This is a genomic window from Rhizobium sp. BK181, assembly GCF_014193305.1.
GTDB lineage: Bacteria > Pseudomonadota > Alphaproteobacteria > Rhizobiales > Rhizobiaceae > Rhizobium.
Window position 1 is genome coordinate 305,741 of the sequence record NZ_JACHZA010000004.1, and the last position, 21,664, is coordinate 327,404.

Here is a 21,664-nt window from a genome sequence, read left to right on the forward strand (position 1 = left end):
GGTAGGTCTACGGCTCGAGCTCGCCGCGTGCTTCCAGATACCAGTCGACGAATGCCTTGATGCCGATATCCAGCGTTGTCTCCGGCTTGTAGCCGGTCAGCGCCATCAACAGGTCGGGGCTGGCAAAGGTGCGCGGCACGTCACCCTTCTGCATCGGCAGCATCTTGCGCTTGGCCGGCTGGCCGAGTGCCCTTTCGACGGTCTCGACAAAGGTCATCAGGTTTTCGGGCTGACCGCCGCCGATGTTGACGACGCGGAACGGCGCCTGATGTGAGAGGGTCTCCACCCGTTCGTCGGCCACGCGATTGGCTTCCGAGGGAACGACGGAAGAGAGCCGGAGGATCGCCTCCACGAGGTCATCGATATAGGTGAAGTCGCGGCTCATCTTGCCTTCGCCGTAGATCTCGATCGGCTGGTCTTCCAGCATGCTCTTGACGAACTTGAAGAGGGCCATATCGGGACGTCCCCAAGGGCCGTAGACAGTGAAGAAGCGGAAGGCTGTCGTCGGGATCTTGTGGAGATGGGCGTAGCTGTGCGCCATCAGTTCCATCGATTTCTTCGTCGCCGCGTAGAAGGTCAGCGGTTCGTCCGCACGGTCTGTCTCACGAAATGGAACGGTCGGATTGGCGCCATAGATGGACGACGTCGATGCCAGCATGAGATGGCTGACACCGACATCCTTGGCAATCTCCAGGATGTTCCAGGAGCCTTCCAGATTTGATGTCAGGTAAGCGCGCGGGTTTTCCAGGCTGTAGCGCACACCGGCCTGTGCTGCGAGGTGGACCAGCACATCCGGCCTTACGTCCGTGATGGCGCCTTCCAGGGCATTGCGGTCTTCCAGCATCGCCGTCACCGGGCGGAAGGCAGGAAACTGTGCCAGCGCCGCATTACGCATGTGCTTCAGCTTGATGTTGTAGTAGTGCGTCATGCCATCGAAGCCGGTGACTTCGTGGCCCTCCTGCAGCAGGCGGCGGGCGAGATGAAAACCGATGAAGCCTGCGGTGCCGGTGATGAAATAACGCATCTACTTCTTCTCGTTCTTCTTTCCGACTGCAAAGTAGCTGAAGCCGTGCTTTGTCACTTCGACGACCGGGTAGATGTTGCGCAGGTCGACGACAACAGGGGTTCTCACCATAGACTTCAGCCGCTTGAAATCGAGCGCGCGGAACTCGTCCCATTCCGTCACGATGACAATGGCGTCGGCACCGTCGGCAATGTCGTATGGGTCCTTGCCGTAGGTGATCGGGCCGATGACTTCCTTCGCCATCTCCATGCCTTCCGGGTCGAAGGCGTGAACCTTGGCGCCACCGTCCAGCAGCGCCTGGATGATGGTGATCGACGGCGCGTCACGCATGTCGTCGGTATTCGGCTTGAAGGTCAGGCCGAGGATAGCGATCTTCTTGCCCCGAACATTACCGTCGCAGGCTGCGATGACCTTGCGGCCCATGGCGCGCTTGCGGTTGTCATTGATCGCGACTGTCGTCTCGATCAGGCGAACCGGGCTGTCATGATCCTGTGCGGTCTTGACCAGTGCCAGCGTATCCTTGGGGAAGCATGAACCGCCGTAACCGGGGCCGGCATGCAGAAACTTGTCGCCGATGCGCTTGTCCATCCCGATGCCCTTGGCGACCTTCTGCACATCGGCGCCGAGCTGTTCGCAGAGGTCTGCGATCTCGTTGATGAAGGTGATCTTCATCGCCAGGAAGGCGTTGGCGGCGTACTTGATGAGCTCAGAGGTGCGGCGTTCGCAGAAATAAAGCGGCGCTTCGTTGAGGTAGAGCGGGCGATAGACTTCACGCATGACTTCCACGGCGCGCGGCTCTTCAGTGCCGATGACGATGCGATCCGGGCGTTTGAAGTCCGTGATCGCCGCGCCTTCGCGCAGGAATTCGGGGTTGGAGACGACCGCAATATCCTTCTCCGGGAACTCGTCGCGGAAAATGCGCTCGATTTCATCACCGGTGCCGACAGGAACAGTGGACTTGGTGACGATAACGGTAAACCCGGAAACGGCTGCCGCGATCTCGCGGGTCGCGGCATAGACGTAGCTCAAGTCGGCGTGGCCATCGCCGCGGCGCGAAGGTGTTCCGACCGCGATGAAGACGACATCCGCCTCGGCAACTGGAGACGCCAGATCCTTGGAAAAGTCGAGGCGGCCGGCAGTGCGGTTATGCTCGATGATGGCGTCGAGACCGGGTTCAAAAATCGGAACTTGGCCAGCTTCCAGCGCGTCGATCTTCGCGGCCGATTTGTCGACGCAGGTGACATGATGGCCGAAATCGGCGAGGCAGGCACCGGAGACAAGGCCGACATAGCCCGAGCCAATCATCACAATACGCATGGATTCATTCCCTGAGACGGCGATCGCGGCCCGGCCGGTTGGCGGAGCCGCGATGGTGTTACAGGGGGAAGTTTATAAGTTCAAGACAACAGTGATCAGCTGCGGCCGAACTCGTCCACGATACGGATGATATCGTCTTCGCCGAGATAGGATCCGGTCTGCACTTCGATCAGCTCGAGCATGATCTTGCCCGGGTTGGCCAGGCGATGGATTTCGCCGAGCGGGATGTAGACGGATTCGTTCTCTCTCAGCATCTGCACGTTCTCGCCGATGGTCACCTCGGCCGTGCCCTTGACGACGATCCAATGCTCGGAGCGGTGGTGGTGCTTCTGTAGTGACAGTTTCTTGCCCGGCGTGACGAAGATGCGTTTCACCTGGAAGCGGTCGCCGTTCAGCACCGAGGTATAGCCGCCCCAAGGCCGGTAGGAGGTGGGATGGGTCTCGGTCAGCTGCGATGTCGTGGGGGCGGAGGCGAGCATCTTCACGAGGTTGCCGACGTCCTGGCTGTCCTGCAGTCGGCCGACATACACGGCGTCCTCGCTGGCGATGACAGCGATATCGTCCATGCCCTGGACGGCGAGGTGTACACCATGTGTCATGATGAGCGAGTTCTTGGTGTTGACGACCGTCGTATTGCCGGCTGCCACATTGCCATATTCATCGCGGCTACCGCTCTTCCAGACGGAATCCCAGCTGCCGAGGTCGGACCACTTGAACGGCGAGGGGACGACGGCGGCGTTGCTCGTCTTCTCCATGATCGCGTAGTCGATCGAGATGTTCGGGGCCGCGGAGAACGCTGCCTTGTCGAGACGGATGAAGTCGAGATCCCTGACGCTTTTTGCGAGCGAGTCGGCTGCTGCCTTCAATACCGGTGCAGCATAGGTGCGCATTTCGGCGAGCAGACGCGAAACCGAAAACATGAACATGCCGGAATTCCAATAGAAACCGCCAGCGGCGAGCATTTCTTCTGCATTGGCGAGTGGCGGCTTTTCGATGAATCGTGCCACCACCCGAGCACCCGAAGGAAGCTGCTCCCCACCCTCGATGTAGCCGTAGCCCGTTGCAGGCTCGGTCGGCTGTATGCCGAAAGTTGCCAGCTTTCCCTCGGCCGCCGTAGCGGCAGCAATGTTGACACAGCCAAAGTAGGTGTCGTCGGCAACGATTTCGTAGTCGGAGCCGAGCACGTGCATAATGGTGTCCTCGTCAAAACGGTCGCGTACCAGCGTCGCAGCGGCGGCTACGGCGGCGGCGGTATTGCGGGCAACCGGTTCGAGCAAGATGGCGGCGAGGTCGATGTCCAGCTCACGCGCTTGCTCGGCGACGAGAAAGCGGAATTCTTCGTTGGTAAGAATCACGGGCGCTTCGTAGAGCGCGGGATCGGACACGCGCCGCAGCGTTTCCTGAAAAAGTGTCTTGTCGCCAACGAAACGGATGAACTGCTTCGGTGCTGCAGCGCGTGACAATGGCCAAAGCCGAGTACCTTTGCCGCCTGCCATGATCACGGGAACGATCTTCTTCGTCATCTCTAATATCCTTGACTATCTCTTGCTTGGTCGATCAGTTCGTCTTGGCCCACCAGCGGATGCGTTGCAGTCCGGCACCGAGCAACGCGGCGGCGGCGGCTTCGCCTTCTGCCTCAACGTAGCAGCGCATTTCCGGAGCATTTCCGGAGGGACGGAAATGAATGATTCGTCGGTCCTTCAGCGTGACACGCAGCCCGTCGATATCGCTGACGCTGCCAACTTTGCCGATCGGCTCCAGAAACGCCGCGAGGTTGGAAGACCCGGAACGGAGATGCGCCATCAGACGGGCACTTGTCTCAACCGGAAAGTCTTCGAGACGGTCAGCCATGGCAAACGGCAGGCCGTAGGAAGCAACGATGACCGAAAGCGGCTGCCGTTTGGATGCTGCAAGAAACAGCGTCGCCAGGATGGGCACGAAGCAATCGCGCGTCGGAAGCGCGCGCAGCGTGTGGCCGTTGATGTCGAAGCCGTTCGCGGTCAGCACGCCTCCGTTTGCCTCGAAGCCCGCGACATGGTTCTGGCCCGATGCGATCGCCTCCTGCATGCCCGATATCACAAAGGGGGAGCCGACGCGGGTGCGAATGACGCTGAAGCTCCCGGCAGCCTCTATCCCGGAATTCGATGTAATAGGGGTAACCACCGAGGTCGCGCCGAGGAATTTTGTGGCGATCAATCCGAGAAGATCACCGCGCAGCGGCGTGCCCGTCTCATCTGTCACCAGCGGACGATCGCCATCCCCATCGGCGGAGACGATCGCATCGAGGTCATGTTGTCTGGCGGCATCCGTCAGTTTGGCAATCGTTTCTTCGGAAACGGCTTCGGTGTCGACAGGAATGAATGTCTCTGACCGGCCAAACGGGACAACTGTCGCGCCGTAATGCTTCAATAGATCCACAAGCAGGTCGCGGGCGACCGTGCTATGCTGGTAGATGCCGACCTTGAGGCCAGCAAGCGCGCCCGCGGGAAGAATATTGGCATTCCGTTCGCGGAAGGCCGTCAGGCATTCGGACGAAACCTCGTGCGGACGTGTGCCGCGGGGCGCAAACGCAAAGCCGGTACGATCGAGTTCTGTTGCCAAAGCGGTGATTGCCGCCTCGTCTGCTTTGTCGATTTCGCCGTCCGGCCGATAGAACTTGATGCCGTTACGATCAGCAGGTATGTGCGAACCGGTCACCATCAGACAGGCGGCCTTTTGCTGGAGACCATAAAGCGCAAGGGCTGGCGTCGGCGCCGTGCCGCAGTCCTGGACATCGAAGCCGAGGCTGACAAGAGCATCAGTGCAGTTGGCTGTGATTTCTGGACTCGAATCTCGGTAGTCCCGGCCGATCAGGATGGCGTCGCCCGCGCGCGCCAGTCCGCTGTCGAGCAGGTAGCGTCCGAACGCGGTGGCATAAAGTGCCGAAGTGCGCCCCTTGAGGTCGACAGACAGGCCGCGAAGTCCACTTGTTCCGAATTTCATCTTGAAAGGTTCCCGACGCGCTTGAATTCACCTGCGATTTGAACGCAATCTACCCCGCATTTGTAAATATTGCCGACGGCCAACAATAAAATGTCCGCCAATTCCCGCCTCGAGGCAAGTTGAAAGCGCGCAGAAGCGGATGAGGACTGTCAATGGATGAACAATCGATCGCGCTGGAGGAGAGCTGGAAGAACGCTCTCGCTGGCGAATTCTCCAGTCTCTACATGCAGCAGCTAAAGGCGTTCCTCGTCGCCCAGAAGCAGGGAGGAAAAAGGATCTTTCCGAAGGGGTCTGAGTACTTCCGCGCTCTCGACCTCACGCCACTGGCGGACGTCAAGGTCGTGATCCTCGGGCAGGACCCTTATCATGGCCTCGGGCAAGCGCATGGCCTTTGCTTCAGCGTCCGACCGGGCGTGCGAATTCCGCCCTCACTCGTCAATATTTACAAGGAAATGAAAAGCGACCTGGGAGTTCAGCCGGCGCGGCATGGATTTCTGGAACATTGGGCGCGGCAGGGCGTGCTGTTGCTGAACAGCGTGCTGACGGTCGAGGAGGCTCAGGCTGCATCGCACCAGGGCAAGGGGTGGGAGCGCTTCACCGACGCTGTCATTCGCAAGGTCAACGACGAATGCAACGCTGTGGTCTTCATGCTTTGGGGCTCCTATGCGCAAAGGAAGGCCGCCTTCGTGGATACGTCGCGTCATCTGGTGTTGAAGGCGCCGCATCCGTCGCCACTTTCCGCACACAGCGGCTTCTTTGGCTCTGGCCATTTTTCCAAGGCCAATGCCTTCTTGCAGGCGCGCGGCCGGGCGCCAATCGACTGGCAGTTGCCCACGAACCCAACTGATCTTTAGGCTCTTTCTGAACGATCTTTATTTGTCGTTCACTAAAAGGAGACAATGCGTTCTGGTCGTCGGGGCTATTCCGATCGACCCTTAGCGATCATCTATATCCCATCCGAAGCCCGCGAGGCGGGCAAGAAAGGGGTCTCAAATGCTCGATCAAATCAAGGGTCTGCACCACGTCACATCGATGGCGGAGGATGCCCGCACCAACAACCAGTTTTTCACCAATGCGCTCGGTCTGCGCCGCGTCAAGAAGACTGTGAACTTCGACGCGCCTGACGTCTATCACCTCTACTATGGCGATGAGACCGGCGCACCAGGTACGATCATGACCTACTTCCCGTTCCCGAAGATGCCGCAAGGACGTCCGGGAACCGGTGAGGTCGGGACCACTGTTTTCTCGGTCCCGCAGGGTTCGCTCGGTTTCTGGAGCGATCGTTTGAACAAATTGAATGTCACCGGCCTGAAGACCGAGGAAGCATTCGGTGAAAAGCGCCTGAACTTTGGCGGTCCCGATGGCGACGGCTTTGCGCTGGTTGAAGTCAAGGAAGACGATCGTCTGCCCTGGACGCACGGCGGCATCAGCGAGGACCACGCGATCCGCGGGTTTCACTCGGTCGCCATGCGACTGCGCGATGACGGCGCCACGTCCGAGTTGCTTAGATTCATGGGCTACGAAGTCCAGGAAGAGCGCGACGGCGTGAAGCGCCTGACCATTCCCGGCGGAAACGGTGCCCATCTCGTCGACCTGGAAACCATGCCAAACCTCTCGCGAGCTCTGCCAGGCGCAGGTTCGGTGCACCATGTCGCTTTCGCCGTGGAGAATCGCGAGAAGCAGCTCGAAGTGCGCAAAGCGCTGATGGATACGGGATATCAGGTTACGCCTGTCATCGACCGCGATTACTTCTGGGCGATCTACTTCCGCACCCCAGGTGGCATCTTGTTTGAGATTGCTACCAACGAACCCGGCTTCAACCGTGACGAGGACACGGCGCATCTCGGCGAAGCACTGAAACTGCCGCAGCAACATCAGCACATGCGCGCTCTTATCGAGCAGCACCTGCAGCCGTTGGAAGCCTAAGGGGACACACGATGACCGATAACAGCTATGTGCACCGGCTCCAGGCCGGTGCACCCGGAAAGCCCATTCTTGTCGTGCTGCACGGAACGGGCGGCGACGAAAACCAGTTTTTTGACTTTGGGCGACGCTTGTTGCCGGAAGCGACGATCGTATCGCCGCGCGGCGATGTTTCCGAGTTCGGCGCAGCACGCTTTTTCAAGCGTACCGGCGAGGGCGTCTACGATATGGCGGATCTTGCTCGAGCAACGGAAAAGATGGTGTCCTTTGTCGCAACGCTTGCGAAAGAACATGAGGCGACCGATGTCCTCGGGCTTGGCTTCTCGAACGGCGCAAATATCCTTGCCAACGTGCTGATCGAAAAGGGATTGTTCAATGCTTCGGTTCTGATGCACCCGCTGATCCCGTTTCAACCGAAGGCAAATCCAGCGCTCGGCGGACGAAAGGTACTGATCACTGCCGGCGAGCGCGATCCGATCAGTCCTGCGCCCGTGACGAGGGCCTTGGCGGAGTATTTTGAGGCGCAGAATGCTTCCATCGCGACAGAATGGCATGCCGGTGGGCACGATATCAGGCAGAACGAAATCGATGCCATTCAGAGGTTCTTCGAGCCGTATCGCTAAGCAACTCCTGTCGGATGGCCCTCGACCATCCGGCAGGCTTCATTCAAATGCAGGGGGTGATAATCCAATAGGATTATCTGTGGTTGTGAAGCGTCCCTGCTGTGGTAATTGTTTGCGCGATAAAACCTGAGCGAGTATTCGGCTGTATCGGTTGAGGGTTTGCATTCGCATGAACGATGTCGCAGACCTTCGAATGCTGATTGGACTAGCCCACCGGCAAGTCCGTACAATACTAGCGGTGGCTCTGCCGATCTTCCTGCTGAGTGTTGCTGTCCTCTTCTCTCTCACGCCGCGGTATACCGCTCAGTCGCTGGTTCTTGTCGATACGAGTTCAAAGAATCTTCTCGATCCCAATACTGCCGCCACAAGCGGCCTGACCGACAACTCCCGAGTAGAGGGCGAGGTTCGCATCGTTCGATCCGATGCAGTGCTCCTCGACGCCATAAGGGACGGCAATCTCCTCTCCGACCCGGAGTTTACATCCAATGGTTTCATGGAACCGCTACTGGCCGTCGTTGGCCTCAAGCGGACGGCGTCGTCGGGCGACAAGGCGATTGGGGCCGTTCTTGACTCTTTCAGGTACGCGGTCCGGGTTCGCCGCGAAGGTCTGACCTATCTTATCACCGTCGGTGTGACGTCGAAGGATGCCGAGAAGGCGGCGCGGCTCGCAAATCTTGTGACGGCTGTCTACATCAAGAAACAGGTCGAGGCAAAAGTCGCGAATACGGTCTCGGCCGGCAAGATTCTCGAGCATCAGGTCACGGCCGCTCGAGACGTCCTTGCGCAGAATGAGCGAAATCTCGATCTGTTCGTCACCTCCCATGGCAATCTCCAAGCCGCCGGATCGCTGCAGCAGTTGCGGCTCGCGGACGCGCAATTTGGCGAAACCGCTTCCGACGCGCGCGGCCCAAACTACGGGCGCGGTATATCCTCGGAAATTCTCACGCAATACTATGCGCTGCAGCAATCGGCGCAGGTCGCAAGGACCCAATATCAGAACCTTTTGACGCGACTGCAGGATTTCGAGGCGCAGGCGAGTCTCCAGGTCGCCGACAGTCGCATAGTATCCGCAGCGCTCGCCCCGATCGAGCCATCGTATCCGAGGAAAGGTCTTGTGCTCGCAGTGATGGCCATCCTGGCGCTGGGTCTGGGCATTGGAGGCGCCTTGCTCCGGGAATTCTTTATAGGCGGCTTTACAAGTGAGGATCAGGTAAGCGCAGTACTGAACATTCCGCTCGCCTCGGTAACGCCGGATCAGGCAGGCAGCGAGGTTGAAAAGCCGCACGGGCGAGGCCTTTCCGACACGATCATGTCAGCCCCGCTCTCGCTCTTCTCTGAATCACTGCGACGCATCCGCGTGTCGCTGGATCAGACGTTATTGCGAAATGCCGGGCTCCTCGAACCTGAGACCGAAACAGGCGTCGTCGTTATGGTCGCTTCGGCGCTCTCTGGAGAGGGAAGGTCAACGCTCGCGACCTCCCTGGCACGTACCTATGCTTTGGCCGGAAAGCGGACACTGCTCGTCGATTGCGACCTTCGCAAGCCCAGCATCCATCGGCACGTCGATCGCGAGCCGACATCGGCATTCGTCAATCTTTTGCGTGGCGAGCCTGATCCCGGTCTCGCGAACATGGTGGTGACAGATCACGCTACCAACCTCTCCGTGATCCTCGGCGCACGGCCCGCCGAATTTCCGACGGACGAGCTTCTGATGGGGCCGCGGGTCAGGAAGCTGCTGGAGCGAGCACGCCAGCACTTCGACTATATTGTCATCGACACGCCTCCGGTGGAGGCGGCGGTTGATGCGCTCTATCTCGCTCGGCTGAGTGACGCTGTGCTCTTCGTCGTGCAGTGGGCGACAACGCCACAAAAGGCTGCGCGAAAGGCCGTCGCGGCTCTAAAAGGCCATGCGAAAGATCCCGCGCCAATTATCGCGGTGCTGAACAGACAGGATCAACGCAAGTGGTTTGCGGTCGGAGGGCATTATGTTCTGGCAAGTGCCTGAGAACTGCGTGTGTGGAGTACGATTCAACCGAGCAGCAGGCTGCGCGGGGGTGGTTGGAATACAGCAGTGGCGGCGGCTTTCTGCTGGGGCGGTCAATTTGCGGCATCTTTTTCTTCATTTCATCTGAGAAAAGACATGAATTGCCGACGGCGTATACTTATTCATGATTACTCGGGTCACCCTTTTCAGGTCGAGCTGTCGCGCTGTCTTGCAGAACGCGGCCATCAGGTTTTCCACGTCCATTCAGAGAGCTTTCAAACCCCTAAGGGCGACCTGACGAAGCGTTCGGATGATCCCACGAGCTTGCAGATCGCAGGTGTTCGTCTAGACGGAGTCTTTCACAAGAACAGTTTCCTCAGGCGAAGGTCCCAAGAGATCGAAACCGGACGGTTGGTTGCAGTTCAAATCCAGCAATTTCGGCCGGAGGTCGTTATTTCCTCCAACGCCCCGCTGGATACCCAAGCCGTGATCTACAAAGCGACACGGGCGATCGGAGCAAAATTCGTCTTCTGGCTTCAGGATATCTATAGCGAAGCGATCGGCCGCATCCTGCCCCGTAAACTTCCGGTGCTCGGCAGCCTTGTCGCCAAGCGCTATCGTAAGCTCGAATACGACCTCTTGAGGGGAAGCGACCATATCGTCGCGATCACGGACGACTTTGTCCCGTTTCTTTGCAACAACGGCGTCTCAACTCACGATATTTCCGTTATTGAAAATTGGGCGCCGCTGAATGATCTGAGCGCGCAAGGGCGAGCGAAGCCGGGAAATGGAACGATACACGCCGTTTACGCGGGAACGTTGGGCTACAAGCACAATCCCGAGGTTCTTCTTTCTGCGGCGAAAGCGCTGCCCGTGACGATTGACGTCCTCTCCGAGGGCCGCGCGGCAGACGAGCTCGCGCATCGTGCCAAGACCGAAGGCATAACCAGTCTCGTGGTCCGACCGTGGGTTCGATTCTCGGATCTGCCGGGAGTGTTGGCTGATGCCGACATACTGATCGCCATGATCGAAGCCGATGCTGGCATCTTTTCGGTGCCGTCGAAGGTACTCACTTACCTCTGCTCCGGGAAGCCAGTGCTCGCCGCCATCCCTGCAGGAAATCTCGCGCGGAGAATCCTCGAGCGGGAGCAAGCCGGGCTCGTTTCGGAACCCGGCAATCACGCAGATTTCGTGACCAATTTTCGTCAGTTGGCTGAGCGTGCGGAGGTCCGGGCGAAGCTTGGCGCAAATGGTCGCGCGTATGCCGAGAGAAGTTTCGGGATTGATCGGATTGCGGATCGATTTGAGGGAATTCTTGAACGGCTGTTCTTGATGGAGTTGCAGGCAAAATAGCGCTGGGGGGCGTAAGGTGCTGGGGAAAACTGCTCTTGTCTGTGGTGCCGGAGGCTTCATCGGCAGCCACCTTGTCCGACGGTTGAAGCATGAGGGGTTCTGGGTTCGCGGCGTCGATCTCAAGTATCCGGAATATGAAGCGACGGTAGCCGACGAATTCATTGCGGGTGACCTTCGCCGGCAGGATGTTTGCGAGAGGGTCATCGACGGTCGCTTCGACGAGGTCTACCAGATGGCCGCTGACATGGGCGGGGCTGGGTATATCTTCACCGGCGAGCACGACGCCGACATCATCCACAATTCTGCAACCATCAACCTCAATGTCGCCGAAATCTGCCGCCGTCAGAATGTCGAGCGAATTTTCTACTCCTCTTCGGCCTGCATCTATCCTGCGTACAATCAGGAAGATCCGGACAATCCCAATTGCGCGGAGTCATCGGCCTATCCCGCCGCGCCAGACAGCGAGTACGGCTGGGAGAAACTCATCTCCGAGCGCCTCTTTCTCGCCTACAACCGCAACCATGGAATGAAGAACCGCGTTGCGCGATACCACAACATCTTCGGACCTTCCGGTACATGGCAAGGCGGCAAGGAAAAAGCGCCAGCCGCAATCTGCCGCAAGGTTGCGATCGCCTCGCATGGCGATGAAATCGAGATCTGGGGTGATGGCCTGCAGACCCGCTCTTTCCTCTACATAGACGAATGTCTGGAGGGAACGACACGCCTGATGCGCTCCGGTTTCGAGGGGCCGGTCAACATCGGGTCGGACGAGATGGTGACTATCAACCAGCTCGTTGACATGGTCTGTGCCATCGCCGGCAAGCGGCTTCAGAAGCGACATATTCCCGGTCCCCTTGGTGTCCGCGGGCGGAACTCCGATAATCGTTTGATCGAGGAGAAGCTGGGCTGGCGACCAGCGCAAAGCCTCGTTACCGGTTTGGAGGCAACTTATGCCTGGATCGAGAGCCAGTTGGTCCGAGTGGCCGCATGACAGCGATCGGTGCTCACCAGGCAAAGGTACGTGGTGAGCGAGGCCTGTCGTGGCGGGGAACCGGCAACGCAGCGCTGTTGATTGCGAGCTTCGGGATAGGGCAGGGATCGATCTTTCTTGCGCAGACCCTGCTGGTCGGTCGGGGGGAACTCGAGCTACTGGCGCGCTTCGGGACATGTTTTTCCTTTGCTGTTCTCGCGCTGATGATTGTCGATTTTGGATGCATGGCCTCGGTCGCCCGCAGAGTTGCCTTAGCAGATGTCAAGGGTGACGGTGCGGAGATCCGACACTGCTTCTGGTCCGGAAGCATCGTGCGGCTTTGCGTGGCCATTGCTGTCTCATTGATTGGTTTGTCGTACGCGCTGTGGTCGCGGGATGACTTCAGCTGCGCCTACCTCACAGCGGCCACTCCGGCCCTCATATTCTGGGCTTTCAACGCCGGCGGCATCCTTGATGGACTGAAGCTGAGTGGACTGAGCGGGGTGACCGGCATGGCGACGTACCTCTGCTCTGGGGCAGCGCTGCTGCCCGCGAGCGGTCTTTCGGCCAACCAGTCTGGTCTGATTCTCGGGGCGGCCTTGTCGATGGGATGCGGCATCGCCGTCACCATGCAGTTGTTGACCCTTTGCCATGTCGGCCGCCCTCCTGGGAGGATATCGGTGACATGGCGACGCTGCACGGACCTTGTCCGCGAAGGGTTGTCGGTCTTGCTTGCGCTACTGCCTGGGCAGCTGTCGTTTCGATTCCAGCTCATTATCTGCTCACTGCTTTTTGGCCAGGGACCGACGGCGATTTTTCTCTACGGTCGGCAGATTACGGCAGCGGGCTCGCAGGTCCTGGAATTTGTCCGCCGAGCGCAGTTTCCTCTGCTCGTACACAGGATTGCCACGAGCGTCAGCCCGGTTTGGACAGCATTCGGCGTTCAGCGCTTGGCCACATGGCTTTCCTTATTTGGTTCATCTGGCCTTTTGATAGCCGGTTTGCTGATCGCCGGATCTACACATGCCGCGATCGCAGCCGCCGCCCGTGTTGTCAGTCTTTTCTCGTTTGGGATACTGAGCGGTGCATTGGTGTTGACGCTATCCCAGGCGGCACAGGCACTGGGGCACTACCGCGCGGTCGCCTTGTCGGCCAATGGCGCCATGCTGATCTGTTTCGTCGCAACTGCCGCGCTCGGCTACTGGCTTGGCCTTGCTGGGCTTGCGGTTGCCGAGGTGGTCTCGCATGCCGCGGGCGCGTTGGGCCTTTGGTATCTGCTCTTTCGTCGTGGTCTACCGGCATGGCGAGGGAAGTGATGATCAGGCTCGGGACGGTGCTGGCACTCTACCTCCTCAACTTGCCTTTCGCCGACAGTCTTTTCGTGGTCGGCCTGAGCTTGCCGCTGTTCGCCATTGTGATCGTCGGTTTGGGGCGCCTGCGATCGCGCGATTTCCAGATTGGCGACATTTTCTGGTTCTGTCTGTTTATCTATTTTGTGATCTCGCCGTTGCAGCGAATTCATGGGGACCGGATCGGTGGCGCCACTGCGATAACGGCCTACGCCTACGATCCGGCCGAGTACGCTCTGGCGATGCTGGTCGTCGTTGTCTTTGCCTTCCCATTCCTCTTCGTGTCGATGCAATCCGATGAACAGCCAGTGGGGACCGATGTCCGACCTGCCATCCCTTTCATCCTCTTCCTCAACGTCGTTGCCTTCATCCTGTTCGCCATGTCCGAAGGTGGCTTCGAAAGGCTGCTTTCATCGCGCTTGGAGCAGGATGGCTCGCAGCCCTTCATCGCGAGCATGCTATTTCTGGCCGTTCAATCTGCGAGTGCTTGCCTGGTGGCAGCATACTGTCGCTTATCGCCGCGTAGGCTTACCGCGGTGTCGATGCTGCTGCTCGTTCTGGTTTTGCTGGCGGTCGCCAGAAACCCGTTCAATGCACCACGCTTCGTGCTGCTGGCGGTGTGGGGACCCGTGTTCCTGGCACTCGCTGGTGGCAAGCTATCGGCGGCGAAATTCTACCTTTGTGGCCTGGTGGCGCTGACGATCCTGTTTCCGATCCTCAATATAACGACACGCTCAGGATTGGAGGGATTGCAGGATCTGTCGCAGGTCTCGGTTGTCGGGAATTTCTTTGACATCCCTTCCGTCGACGTGTTCGACATGGCTGTCCACTCCGTCCGCTACATGTCGACGCATGATCTCATGTGGGGCGAAAAGCTGACCGCTGTCGTACTGTTCTTCGTTCCCCGCGCCGTCTGGCCGGGTAAACCGATCGTCGGCGGGCTTGATATCGGCAATGATCTCTTTGCCGCCGGCATGTACGGGACGCCAAACCTCTCCCTCTTTCTCGGCTGCGATTTCTACATGGATTTCGGGTTTGTGGGCGTCGTGCTTGGCGGCTTCGCATGCGCATTTCTGCTGGGAGCGATGATCCGGTTCAACCAGGACAGGTTCTTCGGGGTTCGCGTACTCCAATTCTTCATCGCAGCGTCCTTGCCCATTCTTCTGCGTGGGCCGGTGGGTGCGGTGCTTCCGCTTTTCCTCTGTCAGCTGTTTGTGGCGAAGCTGCTTTCGGTCTCGCTCCGGCGGTTCGTCCAGCCACCGGCACAGTTAGCCGCCGTTCGAGCTTGGAGGCGATGGTAATGGAACAGCATGCCCTGGGCATCCTCGACGCAAGGAAAAGCGGTTCGCGCACAGGCGGTCCAAGCTTTTCGCTGCAGCACAGGATGGTACGGGCCGCGTGGGCGGTCGCGTGGATGCTTCTCGCTGGCTGGACGCCCGCCCCCTTGCATCGATGGCGGGCGATGCTGCTCCGCATGTTCGGCGCGCAACTGGCGGCCAACGCCCGCGTTCATGGTTCGGCGAGGATCTGGTATCCACCGAACCTGGTGATGGAAGAGAACGCACTGATTGGCCCGCGCGTCATTTGCTATGCGATGGCGCCGATCCGCATCTGCCGGAATGCCGTGATCTCACAAGGCGCGCATCTTTGCGCCGGTAGTCATGTAGTGGACGATCCCTATTTCCAGCTGGAGGCACATCCGATCACGATCGGGGCCAATGCCTGGGTGGCGGCCGAGGCCTTTGTCGGCCCCGGCGTAATTTTAGAAGAGGGCTCCGTCCTCGGTGCGCGTGGCGTCGCCTTCAGCAACGTCCCGGCCTGGACGATCTTTGCCGGCAACCCGGCGCGTTTCCTGCGCAAGCGCGTGCTGTTTACCAGCCCTGGGCGATCGTAACGCCAGCCCAGGCGGCGGCGACGACCGCATAGCCTTGATCATTGAGATGGATTGCATCAGCCCGCAGCGATCGTGGCACCAGGCCGGCCGCCACGTCCTCCTGATCGCCAGAAGTCTGGTTGGCTGCGGACTGAAGGGCAGCTTGAAGATCGACAAAGTGGTTTTGGTAGACGGTCTTGAGAGCCGCATTCAGCTCCGATATCTGCTGCATCGCCTCGGGTGTGTCGCTTGCCGCAGGCAGGATCGAGCCAACGAGATATCGCCCGCGTGCTACCCGATTTGCCATTGCTGCGATATCGGACATAACCGTAGCTGGAGCGCTGGCGTTGTTGCGGCCGGCCCAGATCCACTGGACGTCTCCTCGTGTCGCGATGGCGTCGTCCAAAAGGAAGGTTGCGGAATAGGGCACGCCGGCGCTGTCGCCTGCGGACCTTCGCGTAAAGCTCCAATTGCCTGCGGCATCGGCGGAGATCGATCCTTTGATGCCGACCAGCGTGCCGGAAGCGCTGCCGCGGTGAGCGCCGGAATCGATGAAGATGTCCGCGGATTTGTAGGTGACGGGAATTTGCGGGCTGCTATCGCCCCACTCGATGGAGATGTTGTCAAGCGACCAGGTGACATAGCTGTCGCTGCTGACAAACGCGATCGCACCGCACGACTCGTTACCGAAAGTGCTGTTGCCACTGGTTAAGATCACCTCGTGGTGGCCACTGTAGCTGATAACCGAGGTTGCATTTCCTTCGGCGGTTTCCGCCGCCCAACTGCCACCGGGTGCATTGAGGCCGCCGATCTGGACAAGGCCGCCACCCTCGATGAAGTCGAGATCGAAGCCGACGCGAATGGTTTTGCCCTGTGGCACCGCCGCCAGGGCGATCTCGCAGCCGCGAAGGATTCCGGCGTCGTCGTTGCGGACCAGTAGTTTGCTGCTTTCCACCCGTAGCGGGGTTGTGTGGCCATCCTGGACGCGCGGGGTCCAGCCGTTCGCGCCGGTGCCGAAGCGGGATGTCGTAGAGAAGGTCGGATTGTAGAGGTTGATCGTTCCGTCGCCAGGTGTGAGTTGCAGGGAGGTTCGCAGCGGGCCGGCCTCGAACTGGCCCGGAAAGATGCGAAGCGTGATGTCGATAGTGCTGCCGACGGCAACATTCAGCAGGAAGGTCGAGCGAATAAAGGCGTGGGTTGCTTCACCGCTTTCCGATACGGAATTGCGCGCACCATCGAGTGGAAAACCTGGCGACGCGATTTCGTTGAGGTAGCCGCCGGCCTCGTCAGCTTGAATGAGCAGGAGATTGAAACCGTTCACGCCGCTGGCGGAGCCGCCAACCAGTTGAGCCTCGCCAGAGATAGTCCAGCGGCTGCCAGCTTCGACTTTCAGGTTCGCGGCGATGGAGCTGTATATCTGTCGACCGACATCCGTGAACGATCCGGTTGCCATTCCGTGAACGCGAACGTCGCCATAGGGAAGTCCGTTTTCATCAACCCCTGCCGCTACCAATTCGTGAGTGAGTCCGTTGATGACGCCTGCATCAAACGAGGTCATCCAGTCTCGGCTGCGGGGATAGAGGTTCTTGGTTTCAGTACCCTGGACGGCGAGCAGCAGGGGCGTGCCTCCCTGACGGGCAGCGATCTGGGTCGAGGTCTGGCCGCCGACCCCGCGATTAATGACAGTGCGAGGTGGGTTGAATAGCGAAGCTGCCAGTGCGGGATAGGAGTGGTCTGACGAAGATGCGCCCGCGCCTGCCGTCAGACTGTCGCCGAAGGCGACGATGGAGCGCAGCCTGGTCCCGTCGCGATGGGCGGGGCGGCCGGCACTGATATCGAGACCGAGAAACATTATTGAGACCTCCACAACAGTAAATGGGACTATGATCCTATTTCATGTTGGGCGGGCGGGGACGTTCGCGCACATGACCAGATTGCGTCGGCGGGCATTTGCCGCGCATTGCGGTGGTCGCCGGCCGTGCTGGAGTTCGGGAGGTGTGGTTTTGTCCGAGCCGGCGTTCTTCCCGCTGGGACCACTGGAAGAGATGCTATAAGATGGAGGGGGTATTGTCGTTCCATCAGTCGGGATGACCTGTCGCCGGTGCGCCGGGAGACCACGAGGCGCCCAAACGGAGTTGCGAAATTGAGTGTTGCTTTCGTTAAAGAAGAAAGTGCTGAAGCCGCATCTGAAACTTTGCTGCCGGATCGTCCAATTTCGCCGCATCCGAACCTTGTGACCGAAGCGGGATTGAAGGCTCTGGAATTGCAGCTCCAGCAGGCGCGCGACGCATACGATGCCGCAAGCACTATCGAGGACATCAATGAGCGACGGCGGCAGGCGGCGAATCCCTTGCGAGACCTACGCTACCTCGCGACCCGCGTTCGCACCGCTGAGGTTATTCCCGACCCGTCTTCGTTCGATCAAGTGGCCTTTGGAAGCACCGTGACGTTCAGCCGCGACGACGGGCGTGTGCAGACATATCGCGTTGTTGGAGAGGACGAGGCTGATCCCAAAGCGGGATCGATATCCTTCGTGTCCCCAGTGGCAAGGTCCCTAATCGGCAAGTCGATTGGAGATGTCGCCACTGTCGGTGGCCAGGAACTCGAGGTTATCGCGATCGCGTAGGGCGTCGCTTCCGCATCCTGCGGAACGTTTTTATCGAAGATGGGCATCCTGGCACGACACAAAATCCAGTTGCTCGTCTGATGGTCGTTACTGAGAACTTACCATGTCTTTATGTTCTCTTAAGTAATTCCCTTGAGATTGTATTCTCCCTGTTCCATGATGATTGCGATGCGAAGAATTTCGGGTCGTGCCTCATGACGATCGATGTAGATCGCCTCGGCCATGAACATGTTTCTTCGCTCCCGGCCGACTTTGCGCCGTTAGACTTTCATTCTTGTCTTTTGCCGCGGGTATAGGCTTGCGGTCGATGTGATTTAGGGACGTTGCATGAATTCGGAGTTTGCCGTTCGCCCGATGCGACCGGGTGAGTTGGAGCTAGTGCTCGAATGGGCGCGTCAGGAGGGCTGGAATCCTGGCCTCGAAGACTCGATCGCCTTTCACGATGCGGACCCCTCCGGATTTTTCGTTGGCGTGCTCGGGGAGGTACCGGTCGCCTCGATTTCCGTCGTCAAATATGGCGACGATTTTGCGTTCCTCGGACTCTATATCGTGCATCCGGATTTTCGCGGACGGGGCTATGGCAAAGCCATCTGGAATGTCGGCATGGCGTCCGCGGAGGGCCGCAGCATCGGCCTGGATGGCGTCGCCGCTCAGCAGGGTAACTACCGCAAGGCCGGCTTCGAAGAGGCCTATCGGACGGTTCGCTACGGTGGCGTGATATCAGGCCTGCCGGCCTCGACGCTTGTCGCGCAGGCTGTCTCCGACAAACTTGACGGATTGTTGCGCTATGACGCGACCATCTTTCCGGCCCCGCGGCCAGCATTTGTGGCGTCGTGGTGTGCGGCCCGCAGGGACAGGCACTCGGCCGTGGTGCGCAGGAGCGGCAAGATCCGCGGCTATGGCACGATCCGTCGTTGTTACGACGGCTACAAGCTCGGCCCGCTGTTTGCTGCCGACAAGGATAGCGCCGCAGCTTTGCTTTCATTGCTGGCACCGCAGGCAACAGGAGCGAGGGTCTTCATCGACATCCCCGCCAGCAACGGCGAGGCGATTGCGCTTGCAGAGGAGATGGGCTTGGCGCCCGTCTTCGAAACGGCTCGAATGTATCGCGGCGCCGCGCCGGTCGTTCCGCTGAAGAACGTCTTTGGTGTAACGACGCTGGAACTCGGCTAATCCATTGGTGATGCAGGGGCGGTGGAGACGGCTGTCTGGGGGCGGCCCTTTTCGGCAATGGCGATGCCGCCCAATGCAAGCGCCAACGCAACGATGTGAAAGGCCTGCAAATGCTCGCCAAGCAGGGCGACCGACAACAGCGTTCCGAAAACTGGCACGAGATTGATGAAGAGGCCGGCCCGGTTTGCGCCGATCGCCTCAACGCCTTTGATGTAGAGGATTTGCGCGAGGAGTGAGGCGAAGATCGCGGTATAAAAGGCGATCAGCCAGCCGCTGTTGTCGGGCAGTTGAATGGCGCCTTGACTGCCCTCCCAGATGAGTAGCGGCACGGCAGTGAGCGTCGCGCCGAGTGCGGGAACGGCCATCAGAGTGCGCCAATCGAGTGGCGGCTTCCAGCGAAGAAAAATCGTATAGATCGAATAGGCGGCGACGGCGATCAGCATGAGTCCGTCGCCGCGGTTGAGGCCGAGCTGTAGCAGCGTCCTCAGGTCGCCGTGCGCGGCGGTCAATGCGACCCCGACCAAGGTCATCGCGAAGCCGACGACTTGCGCCGTAGAAACGCCTGTGCGGAAGAAAACAAAGTTCAAGAGGAAGATCAGCATCGGAATGCCGGCCTGCTCAATCGCAACATTGATCACGGTCGTATACTGGACGGCGGAGTAGAGCATCGCGTTGAAAAGCGTGTAGCCGACGACGCCGTAGAAGAAGAGAAGCGGCAGGTTCTTGCGAACGATCGGCCAGTCGCGCTTCAATTGCGGGACCGAAACGGCGGCAATGAGCGCTGTTGCAAGGAACCAGCGCAGAAATGTCAACGTCATCGGGCTGACGTGCCCGAGCGCGAGCTTGCCCGCTACCGCGTTTCCGCCCCAGCACAATGCCGCGACGACGAGAGAAATATAAGCGGCAACCTGCACAGGCGATTCTTCCAGATGACGGCGATGCTTTCTCAACCCCAGGATATGATTGGCCAATAGCCCGATGATGGCTGATTTGTCACGTAAAAAGCCGATTCCGGCGGCATAACAGGGTCGCTTTCCCCGTGACAAAGCTTTATAGATGCGCGGGTTTGAGAAGGGTGCGGTTAAATCCGCCTTTAACAGGAAGACGTGAATGACGAACGTAGTCGTGGTCGGTTCGCAATGGGGTGACGAAGGCAAGGGCAAGATTGTCGATTGGCTTTCGGAACGTGCGGACATCGTTGTGCGCTATCAGGGCGGACACAATGCAGGCCATACGCTGGTAATCGATGGAACCAGCTACAAGCTTTCGCTCTTGCCGTCCGGCGTCGTGCGTCCCGGCAAGATGGCCGTGATCGGCAACGGTGTCGTCGTCGATCCGCACGCGCTGATTGCCGAAATCGAGAAGCTGGAAAAGCAGGGCGTCAAGATTTCCCCCGAGAACTTGCGCATCGCCGACAACGCGACGCTTATCCTCTCACTGCACCGCGAGCTCGACGCCTACCGTGAAGACGCTGCGTCCAACAGCGGTACGAAGATCGGCACCACGCGCCGTGGCATCGGCCCGGCCTATGAAGACAAGGTTGGCCGCCGTGCGATCCGTGTGATGGACCTCGCCGATCTCGACACGCTGCCGGGCAAGGTCGACCGCATCCTGACGCACCACAATGCACTGCGTCGCGGCCTTGGCGTTGCCGAGGTCAGCCATGATACGATCATGACGGAACTGACGTCGATCGCCGACCGCGTGCTTCCGTACCGCGATACGGTTTGGCTCTTCCTCGACAAGGAACGCCGCAAGGGCGCTCGTATCCTCTTTGAAGGTGCGCAGGGCAGCCTGCTCGACATCGACCATGGCACCTATCCGTTCGTCACGTCTTCGAACACCGTCGCCGGTCAGGCCGCGGCTGGTTCTGGCATGGGCCCGGGATCGCTCGGCTATATCCTCGGCATCACCAAGGCCTATACGACGCGCGTTGGCGAGGGACCGTTCCCGACCGAGCTGCATGACGAGATCGGCCAGTTCCTCGGTGAAAAAGGTCACGAATTCGGTACGGTGACGGGCCGCAAGCGTCGTTGCGGCTGGTTCGATGCAGCGCTGGTGCGCCAGTCGGTTGCAACCAACGGCATTACCGGCATTGCGCTGACGAAGCTTGATGTTCTCGACGGCCTGGACGAACTGAAGATCTGCGTCGGCTACAAGCTGGACGGCGAAGAGATCGATCATCTTCCTGCCAGCCAGGGCGCGCAAGCTCGCGTCGAGCCGATCTATGTGACGCTCGAAGGCTGGAAAGAATCGACGGTTGGCGCGCGCAGTTGGGCCGATCTGCCGGCCCAGGCAATCAAGTATGTTCGCCAGGTCGAAGAGTTGATCGGGGCGCCCGTCGCTCTCCTGTCTACAAGTCCTGAGCGAGACGACACGATACTTGTGACCGATCCTTTTGAGGACTAAGGTCGCGGGTCATTATTTGTGCGGTTCGCGTGGCGGGCCGCACTCTTAGAGAAAGTAC

The 21,664-nt window shown here is 59.4% G+C and carries 18 protein-coding genes; 12 read left to right on the forward strand and 6 right to left on the reverse strand.

Translation table 11 applies throughout. The features are described 5' to 3' along the window. Window positions 1–7 precede the first annotated feature (7 nt). From FHT77_RS13870 to FHT77_RS13885, 4 genes are all read right to left on the reverse strand, one after another. Complete coding sequence (locus tag FHT77_RS13870; protein WP_183755574.1) at window positions 8–1,024, reverse strand: NAD-dependent epimerase; 1,017 nt, start codon at window positions 1,022–1,024, stop codon at window positions 8–10. After that, on the reverse strand, window positions 1,025–2,341 hold the full coding sequence (locus FHT77_RS13875) for a UDP-glucose dehydrogenase family protein (protein ID WP_183755575.1): 1,317 nt from the start codon (window positions 2,339–2,341) through the stop codon (window positions 1,025–1,027). 95 nt (window positions 2,342–2,436) lie between these two features. Next, on the reverse strand, window positions 2,437–3,864 hold the full coding sequence (locus FHT77_RS13880) for a mannose-1-phosphate guanylyltransferase/mannose-6-phosphate isomerase (protein WP_183755576.1): 1,428 nt from the start codon (window positions 3,862–3,864) through the stop codon (window positions 2,437–2,439). Window positions 3,865–3,898: 34 nt separating this feature from the next. Further along, window positions 3,899–5,323, reverse strand: coding sequence for a phosphomannomutase (locus FHT77_RS13885; protein ID WP_183755577.1), 1,425 nt, complete (start codon window positions 5,321–5,323; stop codon window positions 3,899–3,901). A gap of 152 nt (window positions 5,324–5,475) precedes the next feature. On the opposite strand from FHT77_RS13885, the gene ung reads away from it, so the two are divergent. The 9 genes from ung to FHT77_RS13930 all read left to right on the forward strand — a co-directional run bounded on the left by ung (window position 5,476) and on the right by FHT77_RS13930 (window position 15,419). After that, window positions 5,476–6,177 (forward strand): uracil-DNA glycosylase, encoded by a 702-nt coding sequence (gene ung / locus FHT77_RS13890; protein ID WP_183755578.1) that lies wholly within the window; start codon window positions 5,476–5,478, stop codon window positions 6,175–6,177. 139 nt (window positions 6,178–6,316) lie between these two features. Next, window positions 6,317–7,249, forward strand: a complete 933-nt coding sequence (locus tag FHT77_RS13895; protein WP_183755579.1) for a VOC family protein — start codon at window positions 6,317–6,319, stop codon at window positions 7,247–7,249. An 11-nt stretch (window positions 7,250–7,260) separates the two neighbouring features. Continuing rightward, window positions 7,261–7,869, forward strand: coding sequence for an alpha/beta hydrolase (locus FHT77_RS13900; RefSeq protein WP_183755580.1), 609 nt, complete (start codon window positions 7,261–7,263; stop codon window positions 7,867–7,869). A gap of 169 nt (window positions 7,870–8,038) precedes the next feature. Beyond that, window positions 8,039–9,874: a GNVR domain-containing protein gene (locus FHT77_RS13905; protein WP_246719827.1), complete on the forward strand. Its 1,836-nt coding sequence runs from the start codon at window positions 8,039–8,041 to the stop codon at window positions 9,872–9,874. Window positions 9,875–9,940: 66 nt separating this feature from the next. Next, a complete protein-coding gene (locus tag FHT77_RS13910; RefSeq protein WP_312859748.1) occupies window positions 9,941–11,206 on the forward strand; it encodes a glycosyltransferase family 4 protein in 1,266 nt (421 codons plus the stop codon). Window positions 11,207–11,222: 16 nt separating this feature from the next. Then, window positions 11,223–12,197, forward strand: a complete 975-nt coding sequence (locus tag FHT77_RS13915; protein ID WP_183755581.1) for an NAD-dependent epimerase/dehydratase family protein — start codon at window positions 11,223–11,225, stop codon at window positions 12,195–12,197. Beyond that, window positions 12,194–13,492, forward strand: coding sequence for an oligosaccharide flippase family protein (locus FHT77_RS13920; RefSeq protein WP_183755582.1), 1,299 nt, complete (start codon window positions 12,194–12,196; stop codon window positions 13,490–13,492). Before FHT77_RS13915 ends, FHT77_RS13920 begins: the two co-directional genes overlap by 4 nt. Next, window positions 13,492–14,826 carry a hypothetical protein gene (locus tag FHT77_RS13925; RefSeq protein ID WP_183755666.1) on the forward strand — a complete coding sequence of 445 codons (1,335 nt, stop codon included), beginning with the start codon at window positions 13,492–13,494 and terminating at the stop codon, window positions 14,824–14,826. The genes FHT77_RS13920 and FHT77_RS13925 overlap by 1 nt, the downstream gene beginning before the upstream one ends. After that, complete coding sequence (locus tag FHT77_RS13930; RefSeq protein ID WP_183755583.1) at window positions 14,826–15,419, forward strand: DapH/DapD/GlmU-related protein; 594 nt, start codon at window positions 14,826–14,828, stop codon at window positions 15,417–15,419. Before FHT77_RS13925 ends, FHT77_RS13930 begins: the two co-directional genes overlap by 1 nt. On the opposite strand, the gene FHT77_RS13935 is transcribed toward FHT77_RS13930, so the two are convergent. Then, entirely contained in the window at window positions 15,397–17,250 is a 1,854-nt protein-coding gene (locus FHT77_RS13935) for an SGNH/GDSL hydrolase family protein (RefSeq protein WP_183755584.1), read from the reverse strand. The genes FHT77_RS13930 and FHT77_RS13935 overlap by 23 nt on opposite strands. 291 nt (window positions 17,251–17,541) lie before the next feature. Between FHT77_RS13935 and greA the strand changes: the two genes are divergently transcribed. Continuing rightward, window positions 17,542–18,024: a transcription elongation factor GreA gene (gene greA / locus FHT77_RS13940; RefSeq protein ID WP_183755585.1), complete on the forward strand. Its 483-nt coding sequence runs from the start codon at window positions 17,542–17,544 to the stop codon at window positions 18,022–18,024. Between the two features lie 327 nt (window positions 18,025–18,351). Continuing rightward, a complete protein-coding gene (locus FHT77_RS13945) occupies window positions 18,352–19,197 on the forward strand; it encodes a GNAT family N-acetyltransferase (RefSeq protein ID WP_183755586.1) in 846 nt (281 codons plus the stop codon). On the opposite strand, the gene FHT77_RS13950 is transcribed toward FHT77_RS13945, so the two are convergent. Continuing rightward, the gene (locus FHT77_RS13950; RefSeq protein WP_183755587.1) at window positions 19,194–20,111 is read right to left on the reverse strand and encodes a DMT family transporter; all 918 of its coding nucleotides are present in this window, start codon (window positions 20,109–20,111) and stop codon (window positions 19,194–19,196) included. The two genes, FHT77_RS13945 and FHT77_RS13950, sit on opposite strands and share 4 nt — an antisense overlap. Before the next feature lie 196 nt (window positions 20,112–20,307). Between FHT77_RS13950 and FHT77_RS13955 the strand changes: the two genes are divergently transcribed. Next, complete coding sequence (locus FHT77_RS13955) at window positions 20,308–21,606, forward strand: adenylosuccinate synthase (RefSeq protein WP_183755588.1); 1,299 nt, start codon at window positions 20,308–20,310, stop codon at window positions 21,604–21,606. The last annotated feature ends 58 nt before the right edge of the window (window positions 21,607–21,664 follow it).